The following is a 16,823-nucleotide window of genomic DNA, read 5'->3' as shown; positions in this document are numbered from 1 at the left end:
GTCTCTACTCCTCAAAGATCAGTCGTCGCAGTTGCTCGACCACATAGTCCTGTTGTTCATCGCTCAGCAGAGGAAACAGCGGCAGGCTGATGGCCTCGGCGTAATAACGTTCGGCCTGGGGGAAATCACCCTCGGCAAAACCCAGGTCGCGATAGTACGGCTGCAAGTGCAGCGGAATATAGTGCAGGTTCACCCCGACCCCGGCCGCCCGCAAGCCTTCGAACACCTGTCGATGACTGAGGTTGATCCGCTCCGTCTGCAAGCGCACCACGTACAGATGCCACGCCGATTCGGCCTCGGGCTGCGCGCTGGGCAAGGTCAGCGGCAAGTACGCCAGCAACCGCTCATAACGCGCCGCCAGTTCACGCCGACGTTCGATGAAACCATCGAGCTTGTTCAGCTGCGACAGACCGAGGGCCGCTTGCAGGTCGGTGATGCGGTAATTAAAGCCCAGTTCCACTTGCTGGTAGTACCAGGGGCCGTGGCTGGGTTCGGTCATCTGCGCAGGGTCGCGGGTCATGCCGTGGCTGCGCAGGCGCTGCAAGCGCTCGGCCAGTTCCGGGCGGTTGGTCAGCACCATGCCGCCTTCGGCGCTGGTGATGATCTTCACCGGGTGGAAACTGAACACCGTCATCGCCGCGAAATCGCCGCACCCTACCGGACGCCCGGCATAAGACGCCCCGACCGCGTGGGAAGCATCCTCGATCACGGTGAAACCATAGCGCTCGGCCAATTCAGCGATCATGCGCATATCGCAGCTCTGCCCGGAGAACGCCACCGCCACCAACACTTTCGGTAGTTTGCCGTCGCGCTCGGCGATTTCAAGCTTCGACGCCAAGGTGTGGGCGTCGAGGTTCCAGGTCAGCGGGTCGATGTCGACAAAATCGACCTCGGCGCCGCAGTAGCGACCGCAATTGGCCGAGGCCAAAAAGGTGTTCGGCGTGGTCCACAAGCGATCGCCCGGCCCGAGGCCGGCGGCGAGACAGGCAATGTGCAACGCCGCCGTGGCATTGCACACCGCCACAGCGAAATCGGCCTGGCAACGCTCGGCCATGGCCTGTTCGAAACGCTCGATGGTCGGCCCCTGCGTCAGCCAGTCGGACTGCAACACGGCAACCACCGCGTCAATATCTTCCTGATCCAGGCTTTGCCGACCGTAGGGAATCATGCCGACAGCTCCGCGTGCAGGTCGGCGATCTGGCCGACCGACAGGAAGTGAGGATTGGTGTCGGAGCGGTACTCGAAATCTTCGCTCACCGGCCGGCCCTGCTCGCCCAGTTTGTCGACGGCAAAATCCACGTCGACGCTGGTGAAACGAATCGATGGCTGAATGGTGTAGTGATCATCGAACTCCAGGGTCATGCGCGCGTCGTCCGGCGGCACCATCAGTTCATGGAGCTTTTCCCCCGGACGGATGCCGACGTTTTTGTGCGGCAAATGTTCAGCCATGCCCCGCGCCAGATCGACGATACGAATCGATGGGATCTTCGGCACAAACACTTCACCGCCGTGCATGCGGGCGAAGCTGTCGAGCACAAACTTCACACCGTGATCGAGGGTGATCCAGAAACGCGTCATGCGCTCATCGGTGATCGGCAGCTCTTTGGCACCCTCGGCAATCAGTTTGCTGAAGAACGGCACCACCGAACCCCGCGAGCCAGCCACGTTGCCGTAGCGCACCACGGCAAAACGGGTCTGCTGTTCACCGGCAATATTGTTCGCAGCAACGAACAACTTGTCCGATAGCAACTTGGTCGCACCGTACAGGTTGATCGGGCTGGCCGCCTTGTCGGTAGACAGTGCGACGACTTTTTTGACGCCGTTGTCGATGGCAGCGGCGATGATGTTTTCCGCACCGTTGACGTTGGTACGAATGCATTCGGTGGGGTTGTATTCCGCCGCTGGCACTTGCTTCAAGGCTGCGGCATGCACCACGTAATCGATGCCGCGCATGGCCTGACGCAAACGCTCGGCATCGCGCACATCACCAATGAAGTAACGCATGCAAGGCGCGTTGAACGTCTGCTGCATCTCATACTGCTTGAGCTCATCGCGGGAGAACACCACCACCCGCTTGGGCTGGTACTGCTCCAGCAAACGGCGGATGAAGTTGCGCCCGAACGAGCCGGTGCCGCCAGAGATGAAAATCGATTTACCGTTGAACATGCCTTGAGTCCTTTTACCTGTCAGCCAGGCTTATGCGAGCAACTGCGCCCAGTTCACGCTAGTCGGTTCGCCGAGAGTAAAGCCCTTGCCGGTCAAGGCCAGGTTCTGGTTGTAGGCCGAGTCGTGTTCGAAGCGGGCCTGCCACTTGTCGCGCAGAGCGGCGCGTGCTTGAGGCGCATCGGGCAGCAGGCCCGGGTGCAGTAATTGTGCTTGTGGCGTCCAGACAGTCAGATAACCGGCATCGGCGACTTTCAGGCACAGGTCGATATCGCCAAAAGCTTCGTCGAAATGTTCCTCGTCCAGACCGCCCACCGATTCGAACACGTCCTTGCGAACCATCAGACAAGCACCGGATATTGCCGAATAGTTCTGCTCGACCTGATGGCCGTTCATGTAGCCCTTGGCGTCCTTACGTTCATCGACAAAGACCGAGCCGATCTCGCCATTCAAACCCAGGACCAGACCGGCCTGGGTGGTGACGCCACGGATGTCCATCAGTTTGGCGCCGACGATGCCGACTTCCGGACGCTGGGCCTGATTGAGCATGGCGTCGAGCCAATTGGCATTGAACACCTGTGCTTCGGCCGACAGCAGCACCAGATACTCGCCTTTGGCGTCAGCGCCGGCAACGTTATACAACGCCGAGTGACTCAGGCGCTGGCCCGTACGCAACACGCGAATCCGATCACCCTTGCCTTCCAGGCTGCTCAGCCATTGAACCAGATCCGGCGATTGGCTGTGGTTGTCGACAATCAGCACTTCGTGGCGCTGGTAGCGCGTGCGTTGCAGCACGCTGACCAATGCACGTTGCAAGTGTTCCAGGTTGTCCTGGCTCTGGAGAATGATCGACACCATCGGCCGCTGAGCGTGCTGATAGTCGATCTGCCAGGTCTGCGGCAGCATCGAGCTGACCTGACCGCGATACCCTCGATTGGCCAAGTGGCGAGTCAAAACCTGACGTTCCTGAGCATTTTCTTCAGTGACCGGCGCATTGCAGATCAGCAAGGGTTCGGCCAGATGCGCCAGCCCTGCCAGGCCACCGTCCTCGATCAGGCGCAGCAACAGATCGAATTCCAGGGCCTGGGGGTGCTCGGTCGAGAAACCTTTGGCCTGAGCTAATACATCACGGTGGATCAGCCAGTGCCGCGCCATCAGCGATGGCACGGTTTGCAGCAGATCGAGGTTGACCCCGGGACGGAATACATCCGTCAGAGCACCGTTGGCCTGACGCTGAATTTCGTCCATGGCTACCGCACGCACACCCTGAGCGCCGATCAGCTCCAGGCTGGCGCGCAGCAACCCACTCGGGGTCAACTGGTCACCAGCCTCGGCCAGCAGTAACCAGTCGACCGAAGATTGAGCGACGATCTGGTTGATGCGTTCCACGTAGTTGCTGGAGCTGACTTTAACGAAGTGCACGGTGTCGCGCACGGACGTGGTTGCCGGCAAGTCACCGGTAGTGAAGACCACCACTTTGAAGGCTTTGCAGTGGCCGTTGACCAGGCTATCGAAGGTCGCCTGCAACTTGAACATGTCGGCGTCCAGATCCAGCAGCAGAATGCCGAATTGCGGGCCGCCATTGTGCCTGGCCAAATGCCTGGAAATAGCTGAAAGCTGATCAGCATCAGGATTGCGCGCTTCGAGCCAGTCGAGCAAACGCCCGGATGGCATGCTCCGAAGCAGTGTGCGTTCATCCTGTCTCGGAACCGAAGCCAGACGCTCGGCCCATGCTTGAAGCTTGAGCCTCTCGTCCTGTTCCTCGCTGCCTTCGAGTGACTCGATCAAGCACTTGACCACCGACAGGTTGAACCGGTTAAGACTCAAGGCCTCCCACAGGCGAGCACGAATGGTGCGGTCATTGTCGTTAGGCTGAATTCGCATCAGCTCCTGTTGCTTGAGCAGGATGCCTTCGAGTTCCTGCAATTGCACACGGCCGGCCGGCATGGCGTGCAACAGAAATTCGAATTCGGTCAGCAGGTCGAACATCGTTTTGTTGTAGAACGGCATTTCGACGAATTGCTCGGGGCCGAACGAACGAACCGGCTCGCGCCCCGCCTCGACCCAAACCGAACGGACGATCATGGTGCCTTTGAGCGAGCGACCTTCGATCAGGCAGTCAGCCATGGCGGCAAAACTGTCCAGAGCGATCTGTTTGATCTGCGCCGGATCCCTGTCGCCGAATTGCGTCGGGATTGAAGCAAGGAATTGCGCAAACTGATCACGGTCGGCGACAGTTTTCGCATCTTTATACGTCAGCACAGTCAACACGTTGGTGTTGTGGTCCGAACCGCCGAAGTTCGCCTCACGCACAGCAAACGGGATTGGCAGAATCCGCGCCTTGGCACACGCCAGCAGGTAGAACGCGTGGCCGATTTCCTGCCACTCGAAACTGGTATTGGGGGGCAGTTGCCTGTACCACTGTTGCAGGAGGTCAGTGCGGGTCACCGCATAGAACGGCGGCAGGAACTGGCCCATGAAGTCCATGACCCGATCTTCAGGCTGCTGTGAGTTGTAATCCTCTTGCACCTTTTGGTCGCGGCGGTAGTAGTTCACTTCGGTGGCGCGGGCCACATACATCATTCCGTACCCATGGCACATGCCATAATCGGGATTGGCATACAAAAACTCCACCGATGCGATCAACGCGTCATGAATCAGGAAGTCATCATCGGCCGCAAACACCATGTACGGCGTGGTGATCTGTTCAACACCGAATACCAGTTTGGACTGGATGCCCCAATAGCCGTACTGTGGCAAATGCCGATAGTCGATGGTGTCCGCAATCATCGCCGCGCCATCCAACGCAACGGCCGACGAATCAAGGACCAGAATTCTGCAAGGCAACGTGCTGTAGAACTGCAATGCCCTGCGCAAAAACGCCGGACGATTGTGTGTAAGCAACACCAGAGTGAACAGTTCACTCAAGGGCAACGTGTTTTCAGAACCATAAATGCCTTGCATATCCTTCCCCACCATAAAACTAATGCCTGATGAACACTTGAAATGAAGATGTCGCTTAACGTACCCGGCGCAGGTAGCCATCCGGCGCGACGGTGATCAGCAGTTTGCTGTGAATCGCCTGATCGATTTCGAAATCCCGGTTTTCTTTCAGGTAGGCCCAAACGGCAGTTTTCGGGTTGTCACCCTTGCCCCATGGCCGGTCCGGGAAGGCATCTTCAGGCATGTCTTCGACTACCGTGTCCATGACCACGCAGTAGCTGCCGACCGAAACCATCGGCGCATACAGACGCAACTCTTCCAGCACATGTTCATGCGTGTGATTGGAATCCAGCACCACCAGCACTTTTTTGCCTTGAATGCGTTCGCGCACCTGGTCGACGATCGCGGAGTCGATGCTCGACCCCTGGATCATCCGGATTCGCTTGCTCATCGGATGGGCTTCGATTGCTTCGCGGTTGTGCTGGCGGATATCGATATCGACACCCAGTACTTCGCCATGGCCGATCAACTCCAGCATCGAAGCGTAAAACACCAACGACCCGCCGTGGGCAATACCGGTTTCCACGATCACATCCGGGCGCAAGTCCCAGATAATTTCCTGCATGGCGACCATATCCTGAGGGAATTGAATGATCGGTCGACCCATCCAGCTGAAGTTGTAGGTGTATTTGTGCCTGGCCGTGGTGCCGACCCAGCCCAAGGACTCGGCCTGCAGCGCCTTGTCTTGCTTCAGACCTTCAATGTTGCCTTGTACTTCTTCACGAAACTGCTCATGGGGATTCATTGCAACTCTCCAAAAATAGGGAAACGGCTTACTTCAATACCCTACCGTCGGGGTAAGGCACCGCGTTGGTCTTGATGATCCTGGCGGGATTGCCCACCACGACCGAATAATCCGGAACATCTTTGGTGACGACGGCACCAGCACCGATGGTGACCCAGCGACCGATGCGCAGGCGCGGCAGGATAGTGGCGTTGGTACCGATAAACGTCCCGTCGCCAATTTCCACGCAACCGGCGATACACACGCCAGGCGCCATGAAGACTGAGTGGCCGATCTGTCCCTCGTGCCCCACTACACTGCCGGCACTGATGCTGGTGTTGTCACCCAGTGTCACTTCGGCCTGTATGAGTACGCCTTCCTGCAGATAACTGCCCTGTCCCATACGAATCATGGTCAGGTCGATACCCGGATGGACGAATTGGCCCAAGGTTGCGCCGGCCTCGACCAGTTGGCAGGTGGTCTCGTAACGCAGCCGGGTACTGCCGGTGATCAGGTTCACAAACTGTGCCTCTGGCCCTTTGAGTTCGCTCACCCTGTCCGAGCCGCCAATCACCGGCACTCCATAAAACAGGGTGCCCTGCTTGCTCGGGTCATTGTCCAGAAACGCGAACTCGACATTCGGCGTGCTGCGCTTCACCGCTTGGAGCATGCGCACCGCTTCGGGGTTGGCCGCGCCCAGCAAATAGATCTTCACAATAGTTGCCTTTGTACAAGCAGAGAGCGCACGACATCGACCACTCGTTGCTGATCGATATCGGTCATGTCGTGGTAACTAGGGAGGTTAAATGCGCGTTCCGGCAAAGCGAAAGCCACCGGCGTGTCGACAGCGTGTTCGATGAACATAGGCAACGACGACAACGGCCAGAAGAACACCCGGGCGTCGATGTCGGCAGCCTGGAAGGCGGCGATCAACTCGTCGCGGTGAATCCCGGTCTCGGCGGCGAATACCACAGTCGGCATCCAGTAGCCGTTGCGCGAGTGCGCTGGTTCAGGGTTCAGGGAAACTCCTGGCAGCAACGCCAGGGCACGCGCGTAATTGGCGAAAATCTCGCGCTTGCGACTGATCAGCTCATCGATACGCTCGACCTGGGCGCAACCGACGGCAGCCTGCAGGTTGCTCATCTTGTATTTGTAGCCAATGAATTCCGGCCAGAATTGTTTTGTGCTTCCAGCGACCCGCCCATGGTTGGACAAGGTCAGGACTCGCTCGTACAAGGCTTTGTTCGAGGTGACGAAAATCCCGCCCTCTCCCGTGGTCATCGTCTTGGTTCCGTGAAACGAAAACGCACCGAATGTGCCTAGAGAACCGGCAGCCTTGCCGCGCCACTGCGAGCCGATTGCTTCAGCTGCGTCTTCGATCACCGGGATATTGTGTTCGCGACCGATCGCCAGCAAGGCGTCCATGTCACACAGGTTGCCGTAAAGGTGCACCGCGAGAATGGCTTTGGTTCGCGGAGTAATTGCACCCCGGACCTGTTCCGGGTCCAGGCACCAGCTATCTGCCAGGACGTCGACAAATACCGGCGTGGCGCCCAGGTAGGTAATGGGAGCCGCCGACGCGATCCAGTTAGTGTTCCCCAGGATCACCTCATCGCCAGCACCGATGTCCAACGCCGCCATCCCCATGTGCAACGCACCGGTACAGCTGGAGGTCGCGATGGCATACGCGGCGCCAAGATGCTCAGCGAAACCCTGCTCAAAACGTGTCAGGTATTCGTAGCAACGGGCGCCCCAACCGTTCTGAACAGCGTCCAGGGCATACCGGGCTTCCAGTTCGCCAACGCTCGGCTTGGTGTAATGAATTCTGCTCATTGAATGCTCAACTCCGGAACAGCGACTACAAACCGTGCTCCCCACGATTTGACCGAGGCGAATTGTTGGGTGATTTCGCTCAGCAGGTTCCATGGCAACACCAGGATGTAATCCGGCTTTTCCAGATCGATCTGCGCCGGCGAAACGATCGGAATGCGACTGCCCGGCAAGTACTTGCCCTGTTTGTGCGGGTTGGCGTCGGCCACCCAGGCCAGCAGGTCCGGTTTGACCCCGGCGTAGTTGAGCAAGGTGTTGCCCTTGGCCGCCGCGCCATAACCGACCACGCGCTTGCCGTCGGCCTTGGCCTGCAACAAGAAGCGCAGCAGGCCATGCTTGATGAGTTCGGCCGCGGGCGCCAGGGTGGCGTAGTACTCGGTGGTTTTCACACCCGCATCAAGCTCAGCCTGCAACTGCTCGCGCACCGTCGATTGCACGGCGCGGCGTTCGCCGTCCTTATGCTGGACGAAGACGCGCAACGAGCCGCCATGGGTGGTCAGTTGGCTGACGTCGAACACTTCCAGGCCATTGCGCTCGCACAGCGTCTGCACGGTGGTCAGGGACAGGTAGGAATAGTGCTCGTGATACAGCGTGTCGAACTGCTGCCCGGCCATCAGCGTCAGCAGTTGCGGAAACTCGAACGTCGCCACGCCTGTCGGTTTGAGCAAGGTGGCGAAACCACCGAGGAAATCATTGATGTCCGGCACATGGGCGAGCACGTTGTTGGCAGCCATCAGGTCAGCGGCCCAGCCTTCATTTTTCAGCTGCGCAGCGGTGTCTCGACCGAAAAACAGTTCACGAATCTGCAGGCCTTTTTCCCGCGCCGCCTGCGCGGTGCTGCGGGTTGGCTCAACGCCCAGACAAGGGATGCCGCGCCCCGCCACGTACTGCAACAGATAACCGTCATTGGCGGCGATTTCCACCACGCGGCTGTCAGCGGTCAGGCCAAAGCGCTCTACCATTTCAGCCACATAACGCTCGGCGTGGGCCAGCCAGGTGCTGGAGAACGAGCTGAAATACGCATACTCGGCATCAAACAGACTGTCGGCGCGGGTGTAATCCTCGGTCTGCACCAGCCAGCACTGCTGACACACCGCGACCTTCAGCGGCACCCATTGCTCGGCTTGTTCCAGGCGATCCGCATGCACGTAGGCATTGGACGGCGGCGAGGTGCCGAGATCGATCAGCGGCAGGCTCAGCGGTGCAGCGCAACCACGGCAGTTCATAGACGCACTCCAGCGAAGTGTTCATCGAGCAAGGGATGGCTGGAGTCCCTGGCCGACAGATTATTGACAGGCAACGGCCAGGCAATCGCCAGCCGTGGATCGTTCACCGACAACCCACCCTCATGCGCAGGCGTGTAATCGGCGCTGTGCAGATAGAGCAATTCGGCGTCATCGGTGAGGGTCTGGAAACCATGGGCGAACCCGGCCGGGATCAGCAGGCTGCGACCGTCCCCGGCCTTCAGGTGCTCGGCGTGCCAGTGCAGGAAGGTCTCGGAGTCGGGCCGCAAATCCACCGCGACATCCCAGACCTCGCCGCGCAGGCAGGTAATCAATTTGGCTTCCGGTGCATTGGAATTCTGATAATGCAGGCCGCGCACACTGCCTCGCTCTCGAGTGCAGGAGTGGTTGATCTGGCGGATATGAAACGGCTGTCCGAAAGCGCTCAGGCTGCCTTCGCAAAACAGCCGGGCGAAATGCCCGCGATCATCTTCGAAACGTTTGTGCTGGACACTGAACAGACCGGCCAGCGGCAAGGCTTTCAACAGGAATTCGCTCACAGCGCGCCTCGGTACAGGTTCAACTGGTTCAGGGTGACTTCCCGCATGTCATCGCCGTTCTGCCACGCCAGGTGCCAGTCGAGGGTCTGGGTCAGGCACTGTTGCAACGACCAGCGCGGTTGCCAGGCCAACCGTTGACGGGCGCGGCTGCTGTCCAGGCGCAGCAGACCGGCCTCATGCAAATCACTCGGTTCGATGCGCAAGCCGCGCGCTTGCGGCCAGCGGCTGGCGAGCAACTCGACCACTTCACCAACGCTGCACATGTCCGCCTCGCTCGGGCCAAAGTTCCAGGCACCGGCAAACGCCGGGCCTTGCTCGTAGAGGCCGGCGGCCAGTTGCAGGTAGCCAGCCAATGGTTCCAATGCGTGCTGCCATGGGCGCACGGCTTGCGGGTAGCGCAGGGTCACCGGCTCATCCGCCGACCAGGCTTTGAGTACATCGGGAATCAGGCGCTCAGGCGCAAAGTCGCCACCGCCCAACACGTTGCCGGCACGCGCGGTGGCCAACGCCAAGCCATGCTCGGCGTACTTATCGGCCGGGAAAAACGATGCGGCGTAAGACTGCGCCAACAATTCGCAGCAAGCCTTGCTGCTGCTGTAAGGATCATGGCCGCCAAGGGCTTCGTCCTCGCGGTACGGCCACAGCCATTCCTTGTTGGCGTAGACCTTGTCAGTGGTCACCAGCACGCAGGCGCGCACGCCGCCGACCTGACGGATCGCTTCAAGCAGATTGAGCGTACCCATGACGTTGCTGGAATAGGTGCCGAGCGGATCGCGATAGCCTTCGCGCACCAGCGGTTGGGCCGCCAGGTGCAGGACGATTTCCGGCTGCACGTCGGCGATCAGCTCCAGCAAGGCGCCGAGGTCACGCAGGTCGCCGCGCTGATCGTTGATGCCCTCGTGCACGCGGGCCAGTTCGAACAGGCTCGGCTCGGTGGACGGATCAAGCGAAAACCCGCTGACCTCGGCACCGAGGCTTTGCAGCCACAACGTCAACCAGCTGCCTTTGAAACCGGTGTGGCCGGTCAGCAGAACGCGTTTGCCGCGCCAGAATTGCGAGCTCAGTCCCATTGCTTCCATGGGGCCTCCCCGCTCTGCCACAGCGCTTCGAGGTGGTTCTTGTCGCGCAGGGTGTCCATTGGCTGCCAGAAACCGTCGTGCTGGAACGCCATGAGCTCACCGCGTTCAGCAAGACCATCAAGCGGGCCGGACTCCCACGACGTGTCATCCCCTTCGATCAACGGCAACACCGCGGGTGACAGGACAAAGAATCCGCCATTGATCCATCCACCATCTCCACGGGGTTTTTCGGTGAAACCGAGGACCCTGTCGCCATCGCGATTCAGTGCGCCGTATCGACCTGGCGGTTGCACCGCCGTGACCGTCGCCAGCTTGCCGTGTTTAAGATGGAAATCCACAAGCGCACCGATATTCAGGTCCGACACACCGTCACCGTAGGTGAAGCAAAAGGCCTGTTCGTCTTCGATGTAACGTCGAGCCCGCCGCAAACGGCCGCCGGTCATGGTTTCTTCCCCGGTGTCGATCAACGTGACGCGCCATGGCTCACTGTAGTTCTGATGTACGTCCATGCGGTTGTTGCACATGTCGAAGGTGACGTCGGAGGTGTGCAGAAAATAGTTGGCGAAGAAGTCCTTGATCGCATAGCCCTTGTAGCCAAGGCAGATCACGAAATCATGAATCCCATGGGCAGAGTACTGTTTCATGATGTGCCAAAGAATTGGCTTGCCGCCGATCTCGATCATCGGCTTGGGCTTGAGGTGCGACTCTTCGCTGATGCGCGTACCGAGACCACCCGCCAGAATTACTGCCTTCATCGCTGTCCTCTTGCTCTTCGCGCGGCGCGGCAGCCCCCGCAGGGGTCGGCGAGCCGTCATGCACATCATTTACCCGCAGCCATTGGGCCGGTCATCCCCTCGGGGGTGAAGGTTTTATGGCGATATACGGGGCGACTTGCAGGAAGTGAGCCAATTGCGCAGGACAAAAAAGATCGCAGCCTTCGCCAGTCAACACATTCCTGTGAAGCTGTCGAAGGCTGCGATTATTGATTCTTAGAAGGTAATAACAGAATCAGTCCGGCAACCAGCCCCATAACCAGTGATTAAGATTGTCTGCGCGCAGCATGAAATCCCGATGCACCGCTTCACGCAATTCATCGCCCATGCGGTAGCTGGCATCAGGGTCAGCCAGGTGCATGCGGATCGCCTGCAGCCATTCGTCCGTGCTGTTGCTATAGACCTTGGTACACGGCAAGTGGCCGCGGTAGGCCTCGGTGTCGGTGCAGATCACCGGGTACCCGCAGGCGCCGTATTCCAGCAGGCGCAGGTTGCTTTTGCAGTCGTTGAAGATATGGAATTCCAGCGGTGCCAGCGCCAGGTCAAGGTTCAGGCTGGCCAGTTTGAATGGGTAGCTCTGCAAACCGATGGTGGAGTGAAACTCGTGAACATACGGACGCAAGGCGTCAGGGCACATGCCGAAGAACACCCACTCGACTTCGTCCGCCAGTTCGCGCACAACCTCGGCAATGATCTCCAGGTCACCGGTGTGGCTGGTGCCGCCCCCCCAGCCGACTCGCGGCTTGCTGGAGGTGCGACGGTGACTGGTCAGTGTCGCCCAAGGGTCCGGCGATAGCATGTTCGGCACTACGCGGATCTCGCTGTGCATACTCGACAAGGCATCGGCCAGCGGCTGAGTGGTGACCACTACGCGATCGCACAGGCCAATGCCTTCGCGCAACAGCTGCTCGGTATTGACCGGTTTGTTGCGGGCGTGGGTGTTTTTCTTCGGCGCACTGACGATGTAGTCGTCGAGTTCGAAAATTCGTAGCGCGCTGGAATACTTTTTTATCCGCAGAATGTCACCCGCGGCGCCTTCGCTGTAACGCCCTTGCAGAATGATCGTGTCGGGTGACAGACGCTCGATCTCCACGGTCGACGGCGACTCATAGGCCACCCGCGCGATCACCCGACCGGCTGCTTCGAGTTCGACCAGCGGCGCGGTTACCCGGTAATGGCCAACGGCGGTGCTGTTAACCGGCAGACCGAGAATCAACGGCAAGGCACGGGTACAAAACGGATTCCAGTTATTGCGCAGTGACGGCTCCAGACTGAAGCTGGAAATCCCGAGGCTCAGCGCCGGGCTGTAGGCCGGATCCTTGGCAATCTTCGGCAGCCATTTGCGATAAAAATCCTCCTGTTCACGCTCGCGCAGCGCCAGTATCGAAGGCTGTGCCGGCGACACATCTTGCGGCACCCACACCACGCTGGCGTAAGGCGTCCAGACCACCAGGTAGCCATCCTTGGTCGCCCGCAAACACAAGTCGACGTCGCTGAGGCCTTGGGTGAAAGTCACCTCATCGAACTGCTCGAGTTCATCGAATACTTGCTTGCGCACCATCAGGCAGTGATTGCTCACCGCACTCCAGTTCTGGGTCACGTGTAAACGCTGCATGTAGCCGCGAGAACCGGCCGCTTCGCCATAAAATGGCGAACCGACAGGTCCGGCAAGACCAAGAATCAACCCGGCACTGACGATCGAGCCCTCGGGGCTGAGGATGCGGGCACCGACCACACCCACTTCGGGGCGCTGGGCGTGATTGAGCAATTCGTCCAGCCAGTCGCTGTCGCAGATTACCGTCTGCGCACTGAGCAGCAGCAAGTACTCGCCATGCGCCAGGCTCGCGGCAAAGTTACGGATCGCCGCGTCGTTGGCGTCACCTGCATAACGCAATACTCGCAGCATTGCGGCACCCAACTGCGCCATCGCCTCCAGCCAGTCGAGCATCGCCGGGTCGTCCGTACCGCTGTCGACGATCAGGATTTCGTATTGGCTATAGGCCGTGCGCTCGATCAGGCCTTCGATGCATCGCTGCAACGCGTACAGCGAATCGCCGGTCTGGATGATGATCGACACCTGCGGTCGCACCCCATGGAGGTAGTCGATGCGGTTGATCAGCGGCAACGCTTCCTGCCGGATCGCGTGCGCCACGCCAATACGATCCAGGTGCGCACTGACCATGCCGGCGTTGCTCTCGATCACTTCGGGCAATGACAGCCAGGCGGCGAAAGACTGAGTCGACTCTACCTGGATTTCGGCGATGTGCTCGATGGTTTGCGGCCCGGACTCTTCCACCAGACGCCATAACAAATCATGCGGCGCCAGCTCACCGTGAGCCGGATCGAAACCGCCCAGCGCCATGAAGCACTGCCGCTCGAAGGCCAGGGTTCGGCCGACGTAGGGATAGGCGCGCATCAGATCGAGGTTGAAATCGGGTTTGAACACTGGATCGATCGACTCGTCATCGACCAGCGCACCTTCGTCACTGTAGGCACAGAGAATACCCGCAGAACCGGCAATACGCTCCGCCAGAATCAACAGCGCCGATTCACGCAAGACATCGCCGGCACGCAGCAGATAAAACCAGTGGGCGCCTTCCAGTTGTGGAACCACGGCGTTGAGCTGTTGCAGCCAGTCAGATTGAAACGACAACTGCACGACGCGATCATCGGCGGCGCAGCATGCATCGGAGAGCACCACCACCGCTTGCGACGCGTAAAGCTGACGACTGATGCTTTGCAATGTAGTGTTCAGCGCAGCGCTATCGGCGCCGCTGTCGATCACGATCGGCACGATCTGCGGACGGTACGCCCAACTGTCGAGACGCTGTGGCATGAGCCGCTGCTCGACATCGGAGAACCTGCGAATCGCCAGCCATTCGCGATAGAAATCGGCGTAGCTTTCGCTCTCCCCGCCCACCCGGCCATTCACCACCGTGTTGCGGTTGCCCAGAATACGCACCACACACAACTCTTCCCAGGCGTGGGGCTGGTGGTTGATTTTAGTCAGTTCGATGTAGCGCACCCAACCCGATGCCGGTGCCGATTCACCGCTGCGCACCGCCAGCATCTGCGAAAGCCAGCTCCACTCCACGGCTGCGGCCCTGACCATTTCAGGGGATTTGCTCAGGCGCTCCGGGTACAGACGTTCAGTGCTCAACACAGTGCTCAGCGACACCAGATTGCCGCGACGCATCAAGCACACGAACAAGGCGAAATCGAGCATGGCGACGAAACCGGCACCTTCCTGAATCAGCGCCGGCAACAGCTCCAGTACATCGGCGCGGCGCATCAGGGTCGAACTGAAATTGCCGAGGAAATTCTTTGGCGTGCCTTCAAAGATCGCCAGCATGTCATCGCCCTTGAGCAAGGCGTCGTTCGGTGAGAACCGGCAGTTGTCGACCCGTGGCGGCAAGATGAAATTGCCGGCGTCGCTGAGCATCCGCAGGGCAAACACCACGTTCACGTCCGCGTGGTCAATCAACACCTGCGCCTGCAAGGCAATGCTCGGTGAAAACAGACGATCGTCGTCACACAGCACTTTGATGAACTCGCCCCGGGCTTGCTCGACACAACGCGATACGTTTTTCTGCAAACCCAGACGCTGCGGATTGCGCAAGTAACGAATCGGGTGAGCCGGCTCGACGAAGGTCTCGACAATGTCGCGGATTTCGTCGCTGGACGAATCGTCGCAGATGACGATCTCGATGTGCTCATAGGTCTGGGCGAGCGCGCTTTCCAGTGCCTGACTGAAGAAGCGCGGGTTGAAGGCTGGGATGACGATGCTGACGAGGGGGCGTTGATTCACGGCGGAAACTCTCGAGCGGCGGGCCTCTACCCTTTCAGGCAGAGGCCCCGGAACCGCTTAAAAAAGACGGTTGACTGCTCGGCAGGCGCAGGCTCAGACCTTGTTGAACAGGCCCAGCTGAGCAATCTTGCTGAAGGCCAATTGCGAGGCTTGCAACATGGTTTGTTGCAAGGTCAGACGGGTCATCACTTCAGCCGGATCGGAATCGCGGATCGATGATTGGGTCTGGGCATTGGCCAGTTTCAGACTCTGGTTGGTATCGCTCTGGGTATCCAGGGCAGCACCGCGACCACCGACCGAGCTCAAGGCACTGGACAGCTGATCGGTGCCGCTGGCCAGGTTGGCAATACCTGAAGCCAGTGATGCTTGCAGCTTCTGAGTAGCGATCGGGTCACCGTTGGTTGGCGTATTCAGCGCGGTTTTCAACTGGTTCACGGTGTCCAGAATGTTCTGGGTTTCATGGGTGTTGACCGCGATGCTGAACTGATCGTTGGCTGCCGGCGTACCGGTCAGGGTGAAGCTCACACCCGAGGCGGTGGCGACGCTGCCGGCCATGGTTCCGGTCGATACCGGCTTGCTGCTGGCCGTCAATGGCGCTGCGTACAGTTCGAAGGCGGTGGCACTGGTGAACTTCAGGATCGCCGATCCGCTAGGGAAACTGGCGTGGTAAGCCACCGGATTGGTGATGCTGCTGGCAGTGATCTGCGCCGTCGAAGGGTTGCCCGGGCTGCCGGTTGCGCTGAAGGTATCCGGCTTGGCCGCCAGGGTGAAGGTGTGGCCGGGCAGCACAGTCGCCGCCGTATCACCAGCACTCAGGTTGATGTTCAGGGTCAACTCGACGCCACGAAAAGTGACGGCCTGGCCCACCTTGCTGGCAGGATCGAACGCGCCGCCCTGGCTGGCTTCGGCGGTCACGTCATTGCCCTGCGAATCAGTGATTTTCAGCTGGGTGCCGCTAACGAAGTCCACGGTGTATGGCTCACCACTGCGGAATTTGGCGTTGTAGGTGACGTCCGACGAAACCTGGCCGTTGGACAAGGTCACGCGGCCGTCATCCACGACTGGCGCAGTCCGGGTAACCTCGCTGCGGCTGGTGTTGATCGCCTGCTGGAACGCGTCCCAACCGGTGCTGTTGGTGGCCATCGACATGGTGTCGCCGATTGCCAGGTCAAGCGTCACCTGGTCACCGTTGTAGCTGTAAGTGCCGTCGTTATTACGCGTGAACGGCACCGTGTCGCCCTTGGAGCCGGCGAAGATGTATTTGCCATTCTCGTCCTTGCTGTTCATCAAGCTAAGCAACTGCTCTTCGATCTGCCCCAACTCCGATGCGTTGGCCTGACGGTCGGCGTCGGTGTAACCGGCATTGCCGGCGCCGACGGCCAGTTCCCTGGCGCGCTGCAATACGTTGCCGATGCTGCTCATCACCGCTTCGGTGGTACCAAGGGTCCCCTTGATGGTCGTGGCGTTAGCCTCGTACTGGTCGAGCATCGAAGCCTGCTGACCCAATTGCAGCAAGCGCGAGGCACCCACCGGATCGTCGGCAGCGGTATTGATGCGAACCAGGCTGCTGGCCTCTTCGCTGCTCTTGACCACGTTGGAAAAATTCTTCTGATAGTTGGCAGCAGAGGACTCGTAAAACTGGGCGGTAGAAATGCGCATG

The 16,823-nt window shown here is 59.6% G+C and carries 12 protein-coding genes; all 12 read right to left on the bottom strand.

All coding sequences use genetic code 11. The features are described 5' to 3' along the window. Nucleotides 1–4: 4 nt before the first annotated feature. Nucleotides 5–1,168 (bottom strand): UDP-4-amino-4,6-dideoxy-N-acetyl-beta-L-altrosamine transaminase, encoded by a 1,164-nt coding sequence (pseC, locus tag ACZ89R_RS26300; RefSeq protein WP_429547625.1) that lies wholly within the window; start codon nt 1,166–1,168, stop codon nt 5–7. After that, a complete protein-coding gene (pseB, locus tag ACZ89R_RS26295; protein ID WP_429547626.1) occupies nt 1,165–2,166 on the bottom strand; it encodes a UDP-N-acetylglucosamine 4,6-dehydratase (inverting) in 1,002 nt (333 codons plus the stop codon). The genes pseC and pseB overlap by 4 nt, the downstream gene beginning before the upstream one ends. Nucleotides 2,167–2,196: 30 nt before the next feature. Continuing rightward, a complete protein-coding gene (locus ACZ89R_RS26290; RefSeq protein ID WP_429547627.1) occupies nt 2,197–5,127 on the bottom strand; it encodes a TIGR00180 family glycosyltransferase in 2,931 nt (976 codons plus the stop codon). A gap of 55 nt (nt 5,128–5,182) precedes the next feature. Next, nucleotides 5,183–5,911 carry a cephalosporin hydroxylase family protein gene (locus ACZ89R_RS26285; RefSeq protein ID WP_429547628.1) on the bottom strand — a complete coding sequence of 243 codons (729 nt, stop codon included), beginning with the start codon at nt 5,909–5,911 and terminating at the stop codon, nt 5,183–5,185. Between the two features lie 28 nt (nt 5,912–5,939). Continuing rightward, a complete protein-coding gene (locus ACZ89R_RS26280) occupies nt 5,940–6,605 on the bottom strand; it encodes an acetyltransferase (RefSeq protein WP_429547629.1) in 666 nt (221 codons plus the stop codon). After that, a complete protein-coding gene (locus tag ACZ89R_RS26275; RefSeq protein ID WP_429547630.1) occupies nt 6,602–7,723 on the bottom strand; it encodes a DegT/DnrJ/EryC1/StrS family aminotransferase in 1,122 nt (373 codons plus the stop codon). The genes ACZ89R_RS26280 and ACZ89R_RS26275 overlap by 4 nt, the downstream gene beginning before the upstream one ends. After that, on the bottom strand, nt 7,720–8,946 hold the full coding sequence (locus tag ACZ89R_RS26270; RefSeq protein WP_429547631.1) for a methyltransferase domain-containing protein: 1,227 nt from the start codon (nt 8,944–8,946) through the stop codon (nt 7,720–7,722). Before ACZ89R_RS26270 ends, ACZ89R_RS26275 begins: the two co-directional genes overlap by 4 nt. Beyond that, nucleotides 8,943–9,503 carry a dTDP-4-dehydrorhamnose 3,5-epimerase family protein gene (locus ACZ89R_RS26265; RefSeq protein ID WP_429547632.1) on the bottom strand — a complete coding sequence of 187 codons (561 nt, stop codon included), beginning with the start codon at nt 9,501–9,503 and terminating at the stop codon, nt 8,943–8,945. The genes ACZ89R_RS26270 and ACZ89R_RS26265 overlap by 4 nt, the downstream gene beginning before the upstream one ends. After that, nucleotides 9,500–10,582, bottom strand: a complete 1,083-nt coding sequence (rfbG, locus tag ACZ89R_RS26260) for a CDP-glucose 4,6-dehydratase (RefSeq protein WP_429547633.1) — start codon at nt 10,580–10,582, stop codon at nt 9,500–9,502. Before rfbG ends, ACZ89R_RS26265 begins: the two co-directional genes overlap by 4 nt. Beyond that, the gene (rfbF, locus tag ACZ89R_RS26255; protein ID WP_429547634.1) at nt 10,564–11,337 is read right to left on the bottom strand and encodes a glucose-1-phosphate cytidylyltransferase; all 774 of its coding nucleotides are present in this window, start codon (nt 11,335–11,337) and stop codon (nt 10,564–10,566) included. Before rfbF ends, rfbG begins: the two co-directional genes overlap by 19 nt. 253 nt (nt 11,338–11,590) lie before the next feature. Beyond that, nucleotides 11,591–15,163, bottom strand: a complete 3,573-nt coding sequence (locus tag ACZ89R_RS26250; RefSeq protein ID WP_429547635.1) for a glycosyltransferase — start codon at nt 15,161–15,163, stop codon at nt 11,591–11,593. 93 nt (nt 15,164–15,256) lie between these two features. Then, the gene (locus ACZ89R_RS26245; RefSeq protein ID WP_429547636.1) at nt 15,257–16,822 is read right to left on the bottom strand and encodes a flagellar hook-associated protein 3; all 1,566 of its coding nucleotides are present in this window, start codon (nt 16,820–16,822) and stop codon (nt 15,257–15,259) included. Nucleotide 16,823: the final 1 nt, after the last annotated feature.

This window comes from Pseudomonas sp. TE3728 (assembly GCF_056279145.1).
This window is presented reverse-complemented; position numbering and strand designations above follow the sequence as displayed.